The organism is Mesorhizobium sp. RCAM 05104 (genome assembly GCF_059683645.1).
This window is the reverse complement of the sequence record NZ_CM185033.1, coordinates 5,496,630-5,513,313: the sequence shown is the minus strand read 5'-3', so window position 1 is coordinate 5,513,313 and position 16,684 is coordinate 5,496,630. Positions and strand designations below refer to the sequence as shown.

Annotated in this window: 11 protein-coding genes and 2 pseudogenes; 5 read left to right on the top strand and 8 right to left on the bottom strand. The window is 63.6% G+C overall.

The window, feature by feature from the left end:
• Positions 1 to 28: 28 nt before the first annotated feature.
• Entirely contained in the window at positions 29 to 2,284 is a 2,256-nt protein-coding gene (locus tag AC56QP_RS26980; RefSeq protein WP_489862711.1) for a heavy metal translocating P-type ATPase, read from the bottom strand.
• A 106-nt stretch (positions 2,285 to 2,390) separates the two neighbouring features.
• Between AC56QP_RS26980 and AC56QP_RS26975 the strand changes: the two genes are divergently transcribed.
• Together AC56QP_RS26975 and AC56QP_RS26970 are read left to right on the top strand one after the other, a co-directional pair.
• On the top strand, positions 2,391 to 2,807 hold the full coding sequence (locus AC56QP_RS26975) for a MerR family transcriptional regulator (RefSeq protein ID WP_489862712.1): 417 nt from the start codon (positions 2,391 to 2,393) through the stop codon (positions 2,805 to 2,807).
• A 3-nt stretch (positions 2,808 to 2,810) separates the two neighbouring features.
• A pseudogene (locus AC56QP_RS26970) lies at positions 2,811 to 3,849 on the top strand (DmpA family aminopeptidase).
• Between the two features lie 6 nt (positions 3,850 to 3,855).
• On the opposite strand, the gene AC56QP_RS26965 reads toward AC56QP_RS26970, so the two are convergent.
• Both AC56QP_RS26965 and katG read right to left on the bottom strand, forming a co-directional pair.
• Positions 3,856 to 4,413 (bottom strand): GNAT family N-acetyltransferase, encoded by a 558-nt coding sequence (locus AC56QP_RS26965; RefSeq protein ID WP_489862713.1) that lies wholly within the window; start codon positions 4,411 to 4,413, stop codon positions 3,856 to 3,858.
• A gap of 188 nt (positions 4,414 to 4,601) precedes the next feature.
• Positions 4,602 to 6,798: pseudogene (gene katG / locus AC56QP_RS26960) on the bottom strand (catalase/peroxidase HPI).
• A 314-nt stretch (positions 6,799 to 7,112) separates the two neighbouring features.
• On the opposite strand from katG, the gene AC56QP_RS26955 reads away from it, so the two are divergent.
• The gene (locus AC56QP_RS26955) at positions 7,113 to 8,066 is read left to right on the top strand and encodes a hydrogen peroxide-inducible genes activator (RefSeq protein ID WP_489862715.1); all 954 of its coding nucleotides are present in this window, start codon (positions 7,113 to 7,115) and stop codon (positions 8,064 to 8,066) included.
• 19 nt (positions 8,067 to 8,085) lie between these two features.
• Here AC56QP_RS26955 and AC56QP_RS26950 read toward each other — a convergent pair whose 3' ends face one another.
• Positions 8,086 to 8,799 carry a DNA helicase gene (locus tag AC56QP_RS26950; RefSeq protein WP_489862716.1) on the bottom strand — a complete coding sequence of 238 codons (714 nt, stop codon included), beginning with the start codon at positions 8,797 to 8,799 and terminating at the stop codon, positions 8,086 to 8,088.
• Between the two features lie 319 nt (positions 8,800 to 9,118).
• Here AC56QP_RS26950 and AC56QP_RS26945 point away from each other — a divergent pair, with 319 nt between their 5' ends.
• Positions 9,119 to 10,120 carry a hypothetical protein gene (locus AC56QP_RS26945; protein ID WP_489862717.1) on the top strand — a complete coding sequence of 334 codons (1,002 nt, stop codon included), beginning with the start codon at positions 9,119 to 9,121 and terminating at the stop codon, positions 10,118 to 10,120.
• 105 nt (positions 10,121 to 10,225) lie between these two features.
• Here AC56QP_RS26945 and AC56QP_RS26940 read toward each other — a convergent pair whose 3' ends face one another.
• Both AC56QP_RS26940 and AC56QP_RS26935 read right to left on the bottom strand, forming a co-directional pair.
• A complete protein-coding gene (locus AC56QP_RS26940; RefSeq protein WP_489862718.1) occupies positions 10,226 to 11,476 on the bottom strand; it encodes a hypothetical protein in 1,251 nt (416 codons plus the stop codon).
• A 629-nt stretch (positions 11,477 to 12,105) separates the two neighbouring features.
• Entirely contained in the window at positions 12,106 to 12,555 is a 450-nt protein-coding gene (locus AC56QP_RS26935) for a GatB/YqeY domain-containing protein (protein ID WP_489862719.1), read from the bottom strand.
• 277 nt (positions 12,556 to 12,832) lie between these two features.
• Between AC56QP_RS26935 and carA the strand changes: the two genes are divergently transcribed.
• Entirely contained in the window at positions 12,833 to 14,038 is a 1,206-nt protein-coding gene (carA, locus tag AC56QP_RS26930) for a glutamine-hydrolyzing carbamoyl-phosphate synthase small subunit (RefSeq protein WP_489862720.1), read from the top strand.
• A gap of 31 nt (positions 14,039 to 14,069) precedes the next feature.
• On the opposite strand, the gene AC56QP_RS26925 is transcribed toward carA, so the two are convergent.
• Both AC56QP_RS26925 and ypfJ read right to left on the bottom strand, forming a co-directional pair.
• Positions 14,070 to 15,335, bottom strand: a complete 1,266-nt coding sequence (locus AC56QP_RS26925) for a TCR/Tet family MFS transporter (protein ID WP_489862721.1) — start codon at positions 15,333 to 15,335, stop codon at positions 14,070 to 14,072.
• A 301-nt stretch (positions 15,336 to 15,636) separates the two neighbouring features.
• Positions 15,637 to 16,566 (bottom strand): KPN_02809 family neutral zinc metallopeptidase, encoded by a 930-nt coding sequence (ypfJ, locus tag AC56QP_RS26920; protein ID WP_489862722.1) that lies wholly within the window; start codon positions 16,564 to 16,566, stop codon positions 15,637 to 15,639.
• Positions 16,567 to 16,684: the final 118 nt, after the last annotated feature.

Sequence of the window (16,684 nt, the reverse complement as noted above, 5' to 3'; positions counted from 1 at the left end):
GGTTGAGCGGCGTCCGCCGAACGCCGGATCACCCCCGCCAGCGCAGCAAGCGCATGGCGTTGGCGGTCACCAGCACGGTGGCGCCCGTGTCGGCCAGGATCGCCGGCCACAGGCCGGTGATGCCGGCAATGGTGGTGACCAGGAACACCGCCTTCAGCCCGAGCGCCACGGTGATGTTCTGGCTGATATTGGCCATCACCGCCCGCGACAGCCGCACCATGCGCGCGACATCCGTGACGCGGCCATGCAGGATCGCCGCGTCCGCCGTTTCCAATACCACATCGGTGCCGCCGCCCATGGCGATGCCGATATCGGCGGCGGCCAGCGCCGGCGCGTCATTGATGCCGTCGCCGACCTTGGCCACTTTCAGCCCCTCGCGCTGCAAGTCACCGACGATGCGCTGCTTGTCCTGAGGCAACAGCTCTGCCCGCGCCTCGATGCCGAGCGAAGCGGCGATGGCTTGCGCCGTGCGGCGGTTGTCGCCGGTCAGCATCACCGTGCGGATGCCCTCGGCCTTCAGCGCCATGATGCCGGCCGCCGCATCCGGTCGCGGCTCGTCGCGCATGGCGATCAGCCCTGCCACCACGCCATCGGCCATCAGCACCGAGACGGTCTTGCCCTGGCCGTTGAGGCTGTCGATGGCAAGGCGTTGCGCTTCGGTCATCACCACGCGCTCGCTCGCCGCCTGGCCGGAGCCAAGGAAGACGGCGACGCCGCCGACGCTGCCTTCGACACCTTTGCCTGGGATCGCCTTGGCAACCAGCGCCGGCGGCACCGGCGCCTTGTCGGCCTTGGCCCTGTCCAGGATGGCCGTCGCCAGCGGATGGCTGGAGCCCTGCTCCAGTGCCGCCGCCAGCGCCAGCACGGTGCGTTCATCGCCCCCATACGCCACGATGTCGGTCACCACCGGCTTGCCCGCGGTCAGCGTGCCGGTCTTGTCGAAGGCGACGGCCGTGATCCGGCGAAAGCCTTCCAGCACCGCGCCGCCCTTCATCAACAGGCCACGCCGCGCGCCGGTCGCCAGACCCGCAGCGATTGCCGCCGGCGTCGAGATGACCAGCGCGCAGGGGCAGCCAATCAGCAGGATCGCCAGGCCCTTGTAGATCCATTCGTTCCAGTCACCGCCGGCGACGAGCGGCGGCAGCAGCGCCACCAGCGCACCAACCCCCAGCACCCCCGGCGTATAATATCGCGAGAAACGGTCGATGAAGCGCTCGGTCGGCGCCTTGGATTCCTGCGCCTCCTCCACCAGACGAACCACCCGGGCGATGGTGTTGTCGGCGGCGGCGGCGCTGACCCGAACCTTGAGCACGCCGTCGCTGCTGATCGTGCCAGCGAACACAGCTTCCGCGATTCCCTTGCGCTTCGGCGTGCTCTCCCCTGTCACCGGCGCCTCGTCGATATCGCTCGACCCTTCGACAATCTCGCCATCGGCCGGAATGCGATCGCCCGGCCGCACCACGATCACATCGCCGACCACAAGCAGGTCGGCGGGAACTTCGATCGTGCCGCCCGGCCGCTCGACCAGTGCCGTCTTCGGCACCAGGTCGGCAAGCCCCTGGATGCTGGCCCGCGCGCGGCCTGCGGCGACACCTTCCAGAAGTTCGCCGATCAGGAACAGCACCACCACCGCGCCCGCTTCTTCCGTGGCGCCGATCATCACGGCGCCGGCGGCGGCTATCGTCATCAATGTCTCGATCGAGAACGGCGTGCCGGCCAATGCCGCCATCAGCGCGCGCCGCGCGATCGGCACCAGGCCGACCAGCAGAGCGACCAGGAAAACCCAGCGCTCGGCCACAGGGAACAAATGGCCGATGCCGTAGGCGGCAACAAGCGCTGCCGCGCAAGCCAGTGTCAGCGCCGCCCGGCGGGAGCGCCACCACGCCTGCCCCGGCTCGGCATCGCCGTGGAGATGAGATGGGCCCGTGGCCGCCTTGGCGAGCTGTTCGCCGCCATGGTCATGATCATGGTTCCCGTGATCGTGGCCTTCATGGTCGTGGTCGGCATGGTCATGCACGATCGCCGGGGATGCGCGTCCATCGGTCCCGGCTTCGGCCTTGACGATGCCGTAGCCTAGGCGCGCAACCTGCTGCAGCACCTTGTCGTCGTTGAGCGAACCGCCGTGGCTGACGGTCATGCTGGCGCCGGTCACCGAAACCGAGACATCGGCGACGCCGTCGAGGCGGCGTATCGCCGTATCGATCTTGGCCGCGCAGGAGGCGCAGTCCATGCCGCCGATCCTGAACCGCGTCTGCCTGAATGGTGTTTCGTGGGGAGCCGTCATCCCGTCACCTGTCCGTCTCACTCGCGAACCATCTGCCCGCATGTCTTGAACTTGATGTCAGGCACTGTAATTGCTCTAGTCACTAGAGCTTCAAGAGGCAAAATTCATGTTTTCGATCGGTGATCTCTCCCGCCGCACCGGGGTCAAGGTGCCGACCATCCGCTACTACGAGCAGATGGGCCTGGTCGCGGCGCCCGAGCGCTCGGAAGGCAACCAGCGCCGCTATTCCAAGCAGGAGCTGGAGCGGTTGGCCTTCATCCGCCACGCCCGCGACCTCGGCTTTGCCGTCGAGGACATCCGCTCGCTGATCGAGTTGAGCGGCCACCCGGAGCAGCCCTGCGGCCACGCCGACCGGATCGCCGGGGAACAGCTGATTTCCGTGCGGGAAAAGATCGCCCAGCTGAAGCGGCTGGAAGCCGAGCTGGAGCGCATCGCCTCCTGCTGCGACGGCAAGACGGTCGGCGACTGCTACGTCATCCGCGCGCTGTCCGACCACGCGCTGTGTGCCGACGAGCACATCTGACACATGACCAGGACTGTCGTTGACTACGGCTTGACCTGCGGCATCCTGCCGGCGGGCGCTCATAACGGCGATCACCGACGTGCCTGGCGTACGCGTCGGTCACTGTACACTGCGCACCGGCGACATCAACACCGGTGTGACCGCGATCCTGCCGCATGGCGGGAATCTGTTTCGCGAGAAGGTGATGGCGGCAAGCCATGTCATCAACGGTTTCGGCAAGACTGTCGGCCTGACGCAGGTGCAGGAACTCGGCACCATCGAAACGCCGATCCTGTTGACCAACACGCTCTCGGTCGGCACCTGCGCCACGGCGCTGATCCGCGAGGCGATCCGCCTGAACCCGGATATCGGCCGCACGACCGGAACCGTCAATCCGCTGGTCGGCGAATGCAATGACGGTCCGCTCAACGATATCCAGGCACTGGCGATTACCGAGGAGCACGCCCGCGCCGCGCTGGCGGACGCCCACGAAGGTTCGGTCGAGCAGGGCAATGTCGGCGCCGGGACGGGGATGAGCTGCTTCGGCTTCAAGGGCGGCATCGGCTCGGCGTCGCGAAAGATCAATCTGGCTGGCGAACGCCATCTTGGCGTTCTCGTCCTGTCGAATTTCGGCAGGGCCGGCGACCTCATTCTGCCCGATGGGCGCAGGCCCGATCCCAGGCAACCGGACCAGCCCGAACACGGCTCGATCATGGTCGTGCTGGCGACCGATGTGCCGCTCGAACACCGCCAGCTCGAGAGAGTGGCGCGCCGCGCCGGAGCAGGCATCGCCAGGCTTGGCTCCTTCTGGGGTCAAGGCAGCGGCGATATCGCCATAGCCTTCAGCACCGGCAATTTGGTCGATCACGATGAAACCCGCGACCTGCTGCCGCTGATGACCCTGAACGAAGCGCGCATCGACCTGCTTTTCCGGGCGGCGACCGAGGCCACGCAGGAAGCCGTGTTGAACTCCATGCTTTCAGCCGACGCCTTCACGGGTCGGGCAGGTTTGCATCGCGCGTCGCTCGGCGACTGGCTGCGCGACCAGGCCGAAAGGCTGTAAAGCGAGCTACAGCTCGATCCGGAACCGCAGGCTCTCCACCCCGCCATAGGCGGCGTCCTCGAAAAAGCGCCCGACGAGCTTGCCGCCATTGGCCAGGATCACCTTGTGCGACGCCGGATTGCCCGGCTTGGCGGTGATCTCGACGTGGGCCAGGCCGACCGCCCTCGCCTCGTCCAGCATCAGCCGCAGCGCTTCGGTCGCATAGCCGCGACGCCGCTTCCAAGGCACCACCGCGTAGCCGATATGGCCAAGCACATGCGGCGGCAGCTCTGCCGTGCCCGGTTGCCAGCGAAAGCCGATCGAGCCAGCGGCCTCGCCATCCCAGATCCAGCGGCGGAAGCCCGGCAGGCGCGGCACTTGCCTGCCGTCGGGCAAGGTGATCGGGCCGCCACTGGCTTCGGGATCGTCGAGGTCGGCGAGAAACGCCACTGGATCCTTTTCGATCGCGGCAAGCTGCTCGCGCGTCGCTTCCTTGAGCCGCACATTGTCCGGCGACCAGCCGCGCTCGAGTGCTGCCTTGTAGGATGGCAGATGTTCAAGCGCGGGTTTGACGATTTCAACCATGCTGCACCGGCGGAGACGCTGTGCCGACAAGATAGCAGCGCCGCTCGGGAAGAAACGTACCACCGGGGCGTAGCCTCTTGCGACAGGGCCGCGTTCCCATCGCTGGAAACGCGGCCCTGGTCAATGTCGTCGGGAGCGGTCGATACCCTGACGCGGCTGTTGAGCCGTGCCGGATTGCCTTTGCCGGCTCAGGCGATGTCGAAGCGGTCGGCGTTCATCACCTTGGTCCATGCCACGACGAAATCGCGGGCGAACTTCGCCTTGGCGTCCGCCGTCGCGTAGACTTCGGCCAGCGCGCGCAGCTGCGAGTGCGAACCGAAGATCAGGTCGGCGCGGGTACCGGTCCATTTGACTTCGCCGGTCTTGCGGTCGCGGCCTTCGAACACGTCCTTGGCGTCCGAGGTCGCCTTCCACTCCGTGCCCATGTCGAGCAGGTTGACGAAGAAGTCGTTGCTCAGCGTTTCCGGCCGCTTGGTGAAGACGCCATGCTTCGACTGCCCGGCATTGGCACCGAGAACGCGCAGGCCGCCGACCAGAACCGTCATTTCCGGCGCCGTCAGCGTCAGCAGTTGCGCCCGGTCGACCAGCGCCTCCTCGACGGTCAGCCGCTGCTTGCCGCTGACATAGTTGCGGAAGCCGTCGATTGTCGGCTCCAGCGGCGCGAAGGAATGGATGTCGGTCTGCTCCTGCGAGGCGTCCATGCGGCCAGGCCAGAAGGGGACATCCACGCTGTGACCGGCATCCTTCGCGGCTTTCTCGATGGCGGCATTGCCGCCGAGAACGATCAGGTCGGCAAGCGAGACCTTCTTGTTGCCGGTCTGCGAGGCATTGAAGTCCTTGGCAATGACTTCGAGCTTGTCGAGCACCTTGGCGAGTTCGGCCGGCTGGTTGACCGCCCAGTCCTTCTGCGGGCTGAGGCGAATGCGAGCGCCGTTGGCGCCGCCGCGCTTGTCGGAGCCACGGAAGGTCGAGGCCGACGCCCACGCCGCCGAGACCAATTGCGACACCGACAGGCCGGACCCCAGGATCTTGGCCTTGAGCGCTTCGGCGTCCTGTTCGTCGATCAGCACATGATCGACCGCCGGAATGACGTCCTGCCAGGGCAGCTCTTCCTTCGGCACGAGCGGGCCGAGATAGCGGGCGAGCGGGCCCATGTCGCGGTGGGTCAGCTTGTACCAGGCACGCGCGAACGCGTCGGCGAACTGATCCGGGTTTTCGTGGAAGCGCTTCGAGATCGTCGCGTAAGAAGGATCGAACCGCAGCGCGAGGTCGGTGGTCAGCATCGAGGGTGCATGACGCTTTCCGGCATTATGCGCATCCGGCACCGTGCCGGCGCCGGCGCCGCCCTTCGGCGTCCACTGATGCGCGCCGGCCGGGCTCTTGGTCAGTTCCCATTCGAAGCCGAACAGATTGTCGAAGAAATTGTTGCTCCACTTGGTCGGCGTCGTTGTCCAGGTCACTTCCAGGCCGCTGCCGATGGCGTCGCCGCCCTTGCCGGTGCCGAACTTGCTGGCCCAGCCGAGGCCCTGCTGCTCGATATCGGCGGCTTCCGGCTCGGCGCCGACAAGTGCTGCATCGCCCGCGCCATGGGTCTTGCCGAAGGTGTGGCCGCCGGCGATCAGCGCAACGGTCTCCTCGTCGTTCATGGCCATGCGGGCAAAAGTATCGCGGATGTCACGCGCCGAGGCCAGCGGATCCGGATTGCCGTTGGGGCCTTCCGGGTTGACATAGATCAGACCCATCTGCACGGCGGCGAGCGGGTTCTGCAGGTCGCGGTCGCCACTGTAGCGCTCGTCGGCCAGCCACTTGCCTTCAGGACCCCAGTAGATGTCCTGCTCGGGCTCCCAGACGTCGGCGCGACCGCCGGCGAAACCGAAGGTTTTGAAGCCCATCGATTCCAGCGCGACATTGCCGGTAAGGATCATAAGGTCGGCCCAGGAGATCTTGCGGCCGTATTTCTGCTTGATCGGCCACAACAGCCGGCGCGCCTTGTCGAGATTGACGTTGTCCGGCCAGCTGTTCAGCGGCGCGAAGCGCTGCTGGCCGGCTCCGGCGCCGCCCCGGCCGTCGGCGATGCGGTAGGTGCCGGCACTGTGCCACGCCATGCGGACGAACAGCGGCCCGTAATGGCCGAAGTCGGCCGGCCACCACTCCTGCGAGATCCGTCATCAGCGCATGCAGGTCCTTGATCACGGCGTCGAGGTCGAGGCTCTTGAACTCCTCGGCATAGTCGAACGCCTCACCCATCGGATCGGACAGCGGCGACTGCTGATGGAGAACCTGGACATTGAGCTGATTCGGCCACCAGTCGCGGTTGACCCTGCCAACGGCAGTGTGCACGACCGGGCATTTGCCCTTGCTGTTGTCGTCGGTGTTGGCGTCCATGTCTTTCTCCGATCGTGGCTGTGTTGGGCGTTGCCTCAACTGCTGCGTGAACAAGGGTTATGAATACCCTTGGAAGACGGTCCGCTCCGTCGCCTGCGCGATGGCCAGGAGCCCGAATATGCGAATGTCCTACTGCCGGGAGCTCGCCTTGGACAAGACTGTCTTGAAAACAAAACAGGCCCGATCGCGCCACTCATGCCCATGAGGTCGGGCATGTGTGACACCGGCTGCTCCTATCTCCCTTACCGCTCCTATAGCAAAGCCGCTTGATTAGTTTAAGTTGGATTTCCTGATTACAGCGATAAGATGACATTATGGCGAACCTGACGCTGAAGCAGCTGCGCTATTTCGAAGCGCTGGCGCGACACAACCACTTCGGACGCGCGGCGGATGCCTGTGCGATCTCGCAGCCTGCGATCTCGGTGCAGATCAAGGAATTGGAAGAGACGCTGGGCACGGAGCTTTTCGAAAGAGGCGCGCGCCAGGTCCGGCTGACCAATTTCGGCGAGGAATTCGCGCTACGCGTCCGCGACATCCTGCGTTCGGTGGATGAACTGGCGGACCTGGCGCGGGCCTCGCGCGACCATCTGGTGGGACGGCTGCGCATCGGCGTGATCCCGACGATCGCGCCATATCTTCTGCCCGCCATCATCGGCAACCTCGCCCGCATGCATGATGGCCTCGATATCCACGTGCGCGAGACGCAGACGCAGAAGCTGATCCAGGAGCTGGCCGACGGTCGGCTCGACGCGGCCATTGTCGCGCTGCCGGTGTCGGAACCTTCACTGACCGAAATTGTGCTGTTCGCCGAGAACTTCGTGCTGGTCCGGCCGGGCGAAGACGAGGGCAAGCCGGTACCCAATCGCGAAATGCTGCGCGAGATGCGGCTGCTCCTGCTGGAAGAAGGCCATTGTTTCCGTGACCAGGCGCTGTCGTTCTGCAACATGCATTCGGCGCGACCTAGGGAGCTGCTGGACGGAAGTTCGCTGTCGACCCTCGTCCAGATGGTCGGCGCCGGCGTCGGCGTCACCTTGATCCCGGAAATGGCCGTGCCGGTGGAGACACGCTCGGCCTGTGTCTCGATCGCCCGCTTCGCCAGCCCGCAGCCCTCGCGAACGATCGGCATGATCTGGCGCAAGACAAGCCCGATCGCCAGGCAGCTCCTGCGGATTTCCGAAGTGGTTCGCCAGTCGGCCGACGCGATGCGCGAGCAGCACGGTCCGGCACCGGTCGCGCAGCCCTTCGACCTGCCGGCGGCAGCGCAATGAGGGCCGCCTGACCTGATCCTCAGCCCATTGCCTGGAACCTGATTTCACCCCTGTTGAGGAAACAGGTCTTGTTGAACAGCGACAGATCCAGCGGGTTCGGCAACCGGACATCGCCGATATCGGGACACGGCTTCTTCGCCGGATCGTAGGAGCGGTCGATCTGCGAGATGAAGACGAGGATCAATCCCCTGTCGTGCGCAAAGGCCTTCAGCGTCCGGACCTGCGCCATCAGGTCCGGGTTCTCCCGCTTCTGATCGAGCAGTTGCAGATAATCTATGACCACCAGCGTGCCGCGCGCCGCCGCCCCCAAGGTCCTGACGATGTAGTCGGCACAGATCGCGTCGGAATTGTCGAATTCGAACAAGTGGTTGAAATGCGCCGGCTCCGCCCCGATGGCGCGAAACCGGTCCAGCACATCCTTTTGCGTATATTCCAGCGTGAAAAAGACACCCCGATTGCCGGACTTCATGGCCTCCACCGCGAGTTCGAGGCTCATCAGGGTCTTGCCGTGCCCCGGTCGCGCACCGACCAGAACCAGGTCGCCGGGCGCCAGTTGCGCGAACAGTCCGCCGGCAGGCGCCGTTTCGGCTGCCTTGCTTGCGAGCAGGCTCCAGCTGGCAAAGCCTTCTTGTGCAGCAATACGGTCGAGCGCTTCGTGGAGCGGAACCTTGCCCTCGCGGGACAACAACCTGGCTTGACGCTTCAGCCTGTGGACAGGCGCGGATAGCTTCATCACAACCTCCTGGTGCGAGCCGTCTTCGCAACCCCTCCTTATGCCTGGTGCTCGAACAGTCGGTTCGGTGATCGGATAGCCCCGCATGAATGATGCTTTCCCAGCGGAGGGAGGAGGCGCGGGCCGCGCCAGAATCAAATCATAGCCCAATCCTTGAGGATCGAAAATCGGGGATGTTCACAGCGGGCAATTTCGGCATCGACATGCGGGGCGCTGAACAAGATGTGTTTCGCCGATTGGCGCAAGGCCATTTATGATGGATTCACGGCGGTAACACCCGCAAGGACTCTGGAATGACCTCGACAGGAGAATTGATCCGGTGCGGTTGAAATCTGTCCCGCTAGGTGTCGTCACCAGCCTCTTCCTCGTCATCATTGCCTTGACGGCATCGGTCCGGTCCTTTGCCGCTTTGCAGCCCTCGGGCGTTCCGGCATGGCTGCAGGCCCATGTCGGCGAAGGCGAAGGTCAAATCGCACAAGTGGTGCTGGAGCGGGCCCGCGCGCTTTACCTGAAGAAGGTAGGCGAAGGCACCGTCAAGAATCCCTGCTACTTCGCCATGGACGCGACACGCCCCGGCGACCTGGGAAATGGCGAACTGGGGCGCCGCTACTACATCATCTGCGAAGCCAACCATTCGTTTCGCGCGGTTTCGGCGGGTCACGGCGGCGGCCGGAATTTGAAAGGCGTCGTCAATTTCGCGAATGGAAGACGGTGCGCGAAGAACTTCGGCAATGCGATGGATTCGGAATTGACGGCCGGCGGGGCCTACATGACCGGCGAGGAAAAAACGTCGTTCAAGGGCTACTACCGCGTCGGGGCGAAACAGGACGCGGTTTTCCAGCGCACCTTCGTGCAGTTTGACGGCGAAGGCGAAACCGCCAATGCCAGACAGCGGGTGATCGGCGGCCACGCAGCCCAGGTGCTGCGCGGCATGTGTCTTCGGAAAAGTCCGAACCGCTCATACGCCGACCATGATGGCTACGTGCCGTTTGGCAAGCTGGTGGAGTACGCCGGCGGCCGCAGCAATGGCTGCACCAGCTGGTCACCGGCGGATGCGGAGCGGATCGTCCCGATGGTGAAGGACAATCCGACCACGCTCTACATCTATCCCGAATCACGCGACATCGCCGCCATCGCCCAAGCGGTGGCGGCCGGGCGTTCGCTGTCAGGCGCGGGGTCCTATTGGAATGCATCCTGCCTGAAGGAAATCGGCTCTCCGAAATTCTGGCCGCGAAAGACCCTCGAGCCAATCATCGCGCAATACAAGAAGGATCATCCGGCACCACCGCCCCAGCCGGTGCCGATTTGCAAGGAACCCTAACTCAAGAAGACAGTTCGGCACGAAAGTGTGACTCACGTCCCCAGCCTGCATGCCATTCTGGACCGAGCTATCGGACCGTGAACGGCTATTTAAGTCCTGAAACGCTCAGGCAGGGTCAGCCGACATTTTTTCGAGAAACTCGTGTTGGATGAAATCGCCGACGCTCTCGCACGACTCTTTTGTGGTTGCCGAATTTTCAGGCCGATACCAACCATGAGTGGTCAACAGGGGTGGAAAAACCGGAGGCCGATTAATGGCAGTATAGGTCGCCGCGACGAGGTGTGTGCCACCCGGATCGACCGCGTAAACTTCCACCGCTGGCGATGCGATATCTTGGCCGACTCGACTGTCCTTAAGAAATTGCGGCTGGCGCGGCAATCGAATGAGGACATAATCAGACGGCGCTGTGTCAGCCGCCTGGCCCTGATTGATTGGCGATCCTGCCGCCGCGCGCGTGAACCGGAGATACGCGCTCTTGCTTTGTCCGCGAGTCAGGACGTCGCCGACCTTACGGTCGCTGGAAAGAACGCGGGTCCGCGCGCAATTGATCAATGACCAGTCGTCGCCTTCAATGACCACACCGCTGACCTTTGCCGGGAGCGTGACCTTGGAAATGGCAGCAACGGCAGCCTTCTCACGCGCTTTGGCCGCCTGAACCGAAGAGAACGACGCTGCCCACAGGCCAAATGGTATCAAGGCGACCAGTAGTGCCGCGACAGCCATCAGGTCTCGTTTTGCCGTGAGCCGCAAAACCGATGCCACGACTCCGGTGTAGAGAAGGAACGTTGGCATCAAGATCGGCAGCGCGTAAACCGCGAGCAAGATCGGCAGGAGCTGACCGCTCATTTGGCCTTTTGTCGAGAGCGACGAGAAGAAAACAGCGAGCGCCGCAATCATGCCGATTACGGCGGCGCGCTTCGGCTGCCAGAGGTTCGGCGCTTCGCCCCCCGAAACGGATAACGCCGACGGCGTAGCGGGAGCAATCAGATGCGACCGCCAGACCCGGTAGACCGCCAAAGCGAGAAAGATCGCCATCGTGTATGGCGCGTAGATCAGGAACAAGAATAGCCGAGCCGTGATCTGAACTGGCAGTTCCGTAAGGCCGAATGGTGGAAAGCCACTTGCGCGCAACGCGGCGGCAATCGACAACCATCCCGCCAAGAGCCCTATCGCATTGTCCAGGACACGATTTCCTCCATAGCGAAGGACATAACGTGACGGGAAGCCGAGCAGACCGATAAGGACCAATCCAAACAGAGCATAGATCGGTGCATGAAATGACAGGATGCCCGCCGAGAACGGATACGCCCACCCTGACCCTGCATGTTGCAGGAAGCCCTGGTCGCCGACCAACATGAGGGGTGGGAACGCCCCTATCCATGGGCGCAACCCCGCATCACGTGCCCTACGGATACATGCGCTCAGGATAATTGCCAAGGCGCCAACAAAGAAAAGAGGGCGTAGCGCGGTGGAAGCAACGAGAGAGACGGCGCCGCATGTATCTATTTGACAGTGTGAAGCCGTCGCAATCCCCCTCAAAAGGAATGGGAAAAGAAAAACTGTTCCGATGAGGAATACAATGGCAACAGCCGCTCGCCATGCATAAGAGGGTCGATCAAGAACACCTGTCCAAGTAAACATCGAGCGCTATCCTTCTCCAGAGCGCTCTGTCTTAACCGTTGGAGATGATCAAATCCTTACAGACGATCTTCTTTGTCAGTCACGCAACTTAAGGCCGAAAAACAGTACTCACGGATCATCAGCCTTCCGTCTACGAAGCGACAACCCGTGAAGCGCGGGAGAATCTCCGCCTCGCAAAGTGAAAAATGGGGGCCTTCGGACCCCGTCGCCAGTTACATGCAGTGTGGAAAAAATGCTCCGCGCTGCAATTAGGCCAATGAGTCAGGCTTTTGCGGATTCCGAGTCAGACTACTTTGGTTTTGAGTGAGACTTCCGAGCATCGCCACAGGGGTCAGGAAATCGCCCTACTGCAGCAGACCCTTGACGATGCCGCTCGCCTTGCCGAAATCCATCTGGCCAGCATATTTCTGCTTCAGCGCGGCGATCACCTTGCCCATGTCCTTCTGGCTAGCGGCTCCCGTCGCGGCGATCGCCTCGCGTGCGGCCGCCGCTATTGCCGCGTCGTCGAGCTGCGTCGGCAGGAAGTCGCGGATGATCTCCATCTCGCCGCGCTCCTGCGCCGCCAGCTCGGGCCGCTTGCCGTCGTCGAATGCCTTGGCCGATTCCTCGCGCTGCTTCACCATCTTGGCCAGGATCTGCAGGATCTCCTCGTCGCTGGTCGGCTGCTTGCCAGCGCCGCGATTGGCGATATCGCGGTCGTGGATGGCGGCCTGGATCAGCCGCAGCGTCGGCAGCCGGTGCTTGTCCTGCGCCTTCATCGCGCTCTTCAGGGATTCGGCGATTTTTCCGCGCATGGTGCTTTCTCCTTCAATCGGCGCGGACAATAGCGCCGGGGACAAGCCAACGCAAACCCTGATATGTCAGGGCAAGCCTCTGATATTGCTTGATGAAATAAATCCAAGCCGCATTTCGCATCATCATTGACCGCTCTGCCCCGTTCCCCTATGTACTGGGCCTTGCATGAACTGAAGATTAGGTGCGTGGAAGCCGCGAATTCGCTGCTTTGCGCGGTTTGCTGCGCGGATGGCCCGCCGGGCCGATTGAAACGCACAGCCCGATAGGAGTGCCGCTATGGCCGAGATGACGCCCGCCTGGACCACAGACAAGCCGACCGCCCTTCTGGTGCTGGCCGACGGCACTGTCATCGAAGGTCGCGGCCTCGGCGCCACCGGCTCCGCCGTCGCCGAAGTCTGCTTCAACACCGCGCTGACCGGCTATCAAGAAATCCTCACCGACCCATCCTATGCCGGCCAGATCGTCACTTTCACTTTCCCGCATATCGGCAACATCGGCACCAATGACGAGGACGTCGAGGACCTCAACCCGGCCGCCCGCGCCGGCGCCGTCGGCGCCGTGTTCAAGGCCGATGTCACCAACCCCTCCAACTATCGCGCCGGCACCGGTCTCGACCAGTGGCTGAAGAAGCGCGGCATCGTCGCCCTGTCGGGCATCGACACCCGCGCGCTGACCGCGCTGATCCGCGAAAAGGGCATGCCCAATGCCGTGATCGCGCATGCTCCGGACGGCGTGTTCGACCTCGACGATCTGAAGCGGCGCGCCGCCGCGTGGTCCGGCCTGATCGGGCTCGATCTCGCCAAGGAGGTCACCTCCGGCCAGTCTTCCGTGTGGCGCGAGACGCCATGGGTTTGGAACGAAGGCTTTGGCGAACAGGCCGAGCCGTCCATGCATGTCGTGGCCATCGATTATGGCGTCAAGCGCAACATATTGCGCCTGCTCGCCGGTCTCGGCGCCAAGGTCACCGTGGTTCCGGCCAGCACCGGCGCCGAGGAGATCCTCGCCATGCAGCCGGACGGCATCTTCCTGTCCAACGGCCCCGGCGACCCGGAAGCCACCGGTGATTATGCCGTGCCGGTCATCCAGGACCTGCTCAAGACCGACATCCCGGTGTTCGGCATCTGCCTCGGTCACCAGATGCTGGCGCTGGCGCTGGGCGGCAAGACCGCCAAGATGCATCAGGGCCATCACGGCGCCAACCATCCGGTCAAGGACCACACGACAGGCAAGGTCGAGATCGTCTCTATGAACCACGGCTTTGCCGTCGACGCCGACTCGCTGCCCGAGGGCGTGGAGGAAACCCATGTCTCGCTGTTCGACGGCTCGAACTGCGGCATCGCACTCACCGGCCGTCCGGTGTTCTCGGTCCAGCATCACCCCGAGGCTTCGCCCGGCCCGCAGGATTCGCACTATCTGTTCCGCCGCTTCGTCAACCTGATCCGCGAAAAGCGCGGCGAGGAATTGCTGGCCGAGCGGGCTTAGCTCGATCCGCTAGCGCTGCCCCCCTCACGGCTCATATCTGTGCTCCATCCTTCGCCACCCCGGTCGTGACATTTCCGAGCGCCGCCGGCCTGGCCACTTTCGTGACGAAGACGATGAGCGCCAGTATCAGGAAACATGCACCGACGAGATAGGGCGCGCCACCGAACACGACCGGCGCGTTCGGCCCCGTGAACCAGGAAAAGATCGCCGTATAAAGCAGCGGCGTGATGATCGAGGTGATCGAGAAGATCGAGGTCATCGCTCCCTGCAGTTCGCCCTGCGCCGAAGGCGGCACCTTGGCGGCGGCAAGGCTCCTGAGCGGCGGGTCGGCCAGCGCTTCGAGACAGCCGACGACGATCACCGCATAAATCATCCAGCCTTGCGTCGCGAAGGCGTAGCCGAAGGCGCTGAGCGCCGTGAACGCGAGACCGATTGCTGCCGTCTTCCACTCGCCAAGCCTGGGGATCACGCGCGGCAGGACCGTCGCCATGACGATCGCCCCGCACAGGCCGAAGGCGCCGAGCGAAAAGCCGATCTGCTGCTGGTTCCAGCCATAGCGGTAGCTGGAGACAAACGACCACACCGCCGGATACATCATGTGCCCGAGCGTCATCAGGAAGAAGACAAGCCCGATCCAGCCGATGCCTTCATACCTGCGCATCTGGAGAAGCGTGCCGACCGGATTGGCGCGTTTCCACTCGAAGCGGCGGCGGTGCTTGTCGTCAAGCGTTTCCGGCAGGAAGAACAGCGCGATCAGGAAGTTCGCGAACGCAAGGCCGGCGGCAAAATAGAACGGCACGCGCGGCCCGAACGTGCCGAGCAGCCCGCCCAGAACCGGCCCGATGACGAAGCCGACGCCAAAAGCGATACCGAGCAGGCCGAAATTCTTCGCCCGGTTCTCATCGGTCGAGATGTCGGCGATGAAGGCCGATGTCGTCGAATAGCTGGCGCCCGAAATGCCGGCCAGCACACGCCCTATGAACAGCATCGAGTAGGACCAGGCGACGGCGCAGATCAGATTGTCGATCGCGAACGTCAGCACGGAGGCGAGCAGGATCGGCCGCCGTCCGAACCGGTCGCTCAACCCGCCCATGACGGGCGCGAAAAAGAACTGCATGGCCGCATAGACAAAGAACAGCCAGCCGCCTTCGATCGCCGCCTCGCTGATGCCGACGCCGGTCAACTCCCTGAGATAGGCGGGCAGCACCGGCATGATGATGCCGAAGCCGATGATGTCGAGCAGCAGCGTGGTGAAAACAAGCGCGAGGCCCCGCCTGGCGGTTTTGGGGTCGATCATGATGGGTCAAGCTCCTCTGCTCGCCCTGGGGCGCAGGCGGACGCACCTTATAGGCGAGCCCGCCGCAAGGAACAATAAGGGAACAGGCCGGAAACGTTGATCCTGACTCTCCCTGACGGCGTCTTTACCATCGGATCAGCGTTGGGAAACGCGCGCCCGAGACTGTTTCGAAATTCGCTGTGGCGAGCCATATGGTGGTGGTTTCGAGAACCGGAGCGCAGCGGACATTTGGTCCGTGAGCACCGGAAGCGCGGAAAACGCCGCTAGAGGGCCGCCAGAGTAGAATTTCCAGACAGTCTCCTCAGATCGGGCCGCTCAGTGTGTTGCAGTCCGAAAGCTTGCCGCTCTTGTAGCCGCGCGCCAGCCAGGTCTGCCGCTGCTGCGACGTGCCATGGTTGAAGCTTTCCGGCACGACATAGCCCTGCGTCTTCTTCTGCAGCGTGTCGTCGCCGATCTGCTTGGCGGCGTTGAGCGCGCTTTCGATGTCGCCCTGCTCCAATATGCCCTTCTGCGCGGTGTAGTGCGCCCACACGCCGGCGAAGCAGTCGGCCTGCAGCTCGATGCGCACCGACAGCTGGTTGGCATCGGCTTCGCTCATGCCCTGCCGCATCTGGTTGAACTTGGACATGATGCCGGTCAGGTTCTGCACGTGGTGGCCGACCTCATGCGCGACGACATAGGCCCGGGCGAATTCGCCGGAAGCGCCGAACTGCTGGTCGAGTTGCTGGAAGAAGGTCATGTCGAGATAGACCTTGTGGTCGCCGGGACAATAGAACGGACCGGCCGCCGCGGAGGCAAAGCCACAGGCCGAGCGGACCTGGCCGCTGAACAGAACCAGCTTCGGGTCCTCATAGGTCAACCCTTGCGACTTGAAGATGCCGGTCCAGGTGTCCTCGGTCTCGGCCAGCACGGTGGCCACGAACTGCTTCATCTCGTCGTTGGCGGGCGTTCCAGCGCCGCTGTCCTGGCCACCACCACTGTTGTCGGTGATTTGACCGCCGCCGCCCGGCGCCAGTCCGCCATCGCCACCACCCAGGATCGTCGACGGATCGAAGCCGAAATACCATCCGGCAAGCACCACCAGGATGACGAGGAAGATGCTGCCACCGCCGCCGGCACGACCGCCGATCGGAATGCGGAACTGGCCGGGGCTGCCGCCGCCGATACCGCCGCCGCTGTCGCTGCGGTCGTCCTCGATGTTGTCACTCTGACGACGGCCTCTCCAGAGCATGGCAACTCCTCGTTCTGCAAACTTCCCCGTTGTGCCGGCACGGCCGGTCCAACCCAACAAACAATTATCGCAATGGTTGCGCCAAGTCACAGCATTTTTCGTGACTTGGGACGTTGCT

What these genes read in the sequence shown, in the direction of transcription:
- AC56QP_RS26935 (WP_489862719.1), bottom strand. Translation starts at nt 12,555, where the DNA reads ATGCGCGGAAAAATCGCCGAATCCCTGAAGAGCGCGATGAAGGCGCAG.
- AC56QP_RS26980 (WP_489862711.1), bottom strand. Translation starts at nt 2,284, where the DNA reads ATGACGGCTCCCCACGAAACACCATTCAGGCAGACGCGGTTCAGGATC.
- ypfJ (WP_489862722.1), bottom strand. Translation starts at nt 16,566, where the DNA reads ATGCTCTGGAGAGGCCGTCGTCAGAGTGACAACATCGAGGACGACCGC.
- AC56QP_RS26955 (WP_489862715.1), top strand. Translation starts at nt 7,113, where the DNA reads ATGGCGAACCTGACGCTGAAGCAGCTGCGCTATTTCGAAGCGCTGGCG.
- AC56QP_RS26940 (WP_489862718.1), bottom strand. Translation starts at nt 11,476, where the DNA reads ATGTTGGTCGGCGACCAGGGCTTCCTGCAACATGCAGGGTCAGGGTGG.
- AC56QP_RS26965 (WP_489862713.1), bottom strand. Translation starts at nt 4,413, where the DNA reads ATGGTTGAAATCGTCAAACCCGCGCTTGAACATCTGCCATCCTACAAG.
- AC56QP_RS26975 (WP_489862712.1), top strand. Translation starts at nt 2,391, where the DNA reads ATGTTTTCGATCGGTGATCTCTCCCGCCGCACCGGGGTCAAGGTGCCG.
- AC56QP_RS26925 (WP_489862721.1), bottom strand. Translation starts at nt 15,335, where the DNA reads ATGATCGACCCCAAAACCGCCAGGCGGGGCCTCGCGCTTGTTTTCACC.
- carA (WP_489862720.1), top strand. Translation starts at nt 12,833, where the DNA reads ATGGCCGAGATGACGCCCGCCTGGACCACAGACAAGCCGACCGCCCTT.
- AC56QP_RS26950 (WP_489862716.1), bottom strand. Translation starts at nt 8,799, where the DNA reads ATGAAGCTATCCGCGCCTGTCCACAGGCTGAAGCGTCAAGCCAGGTTG.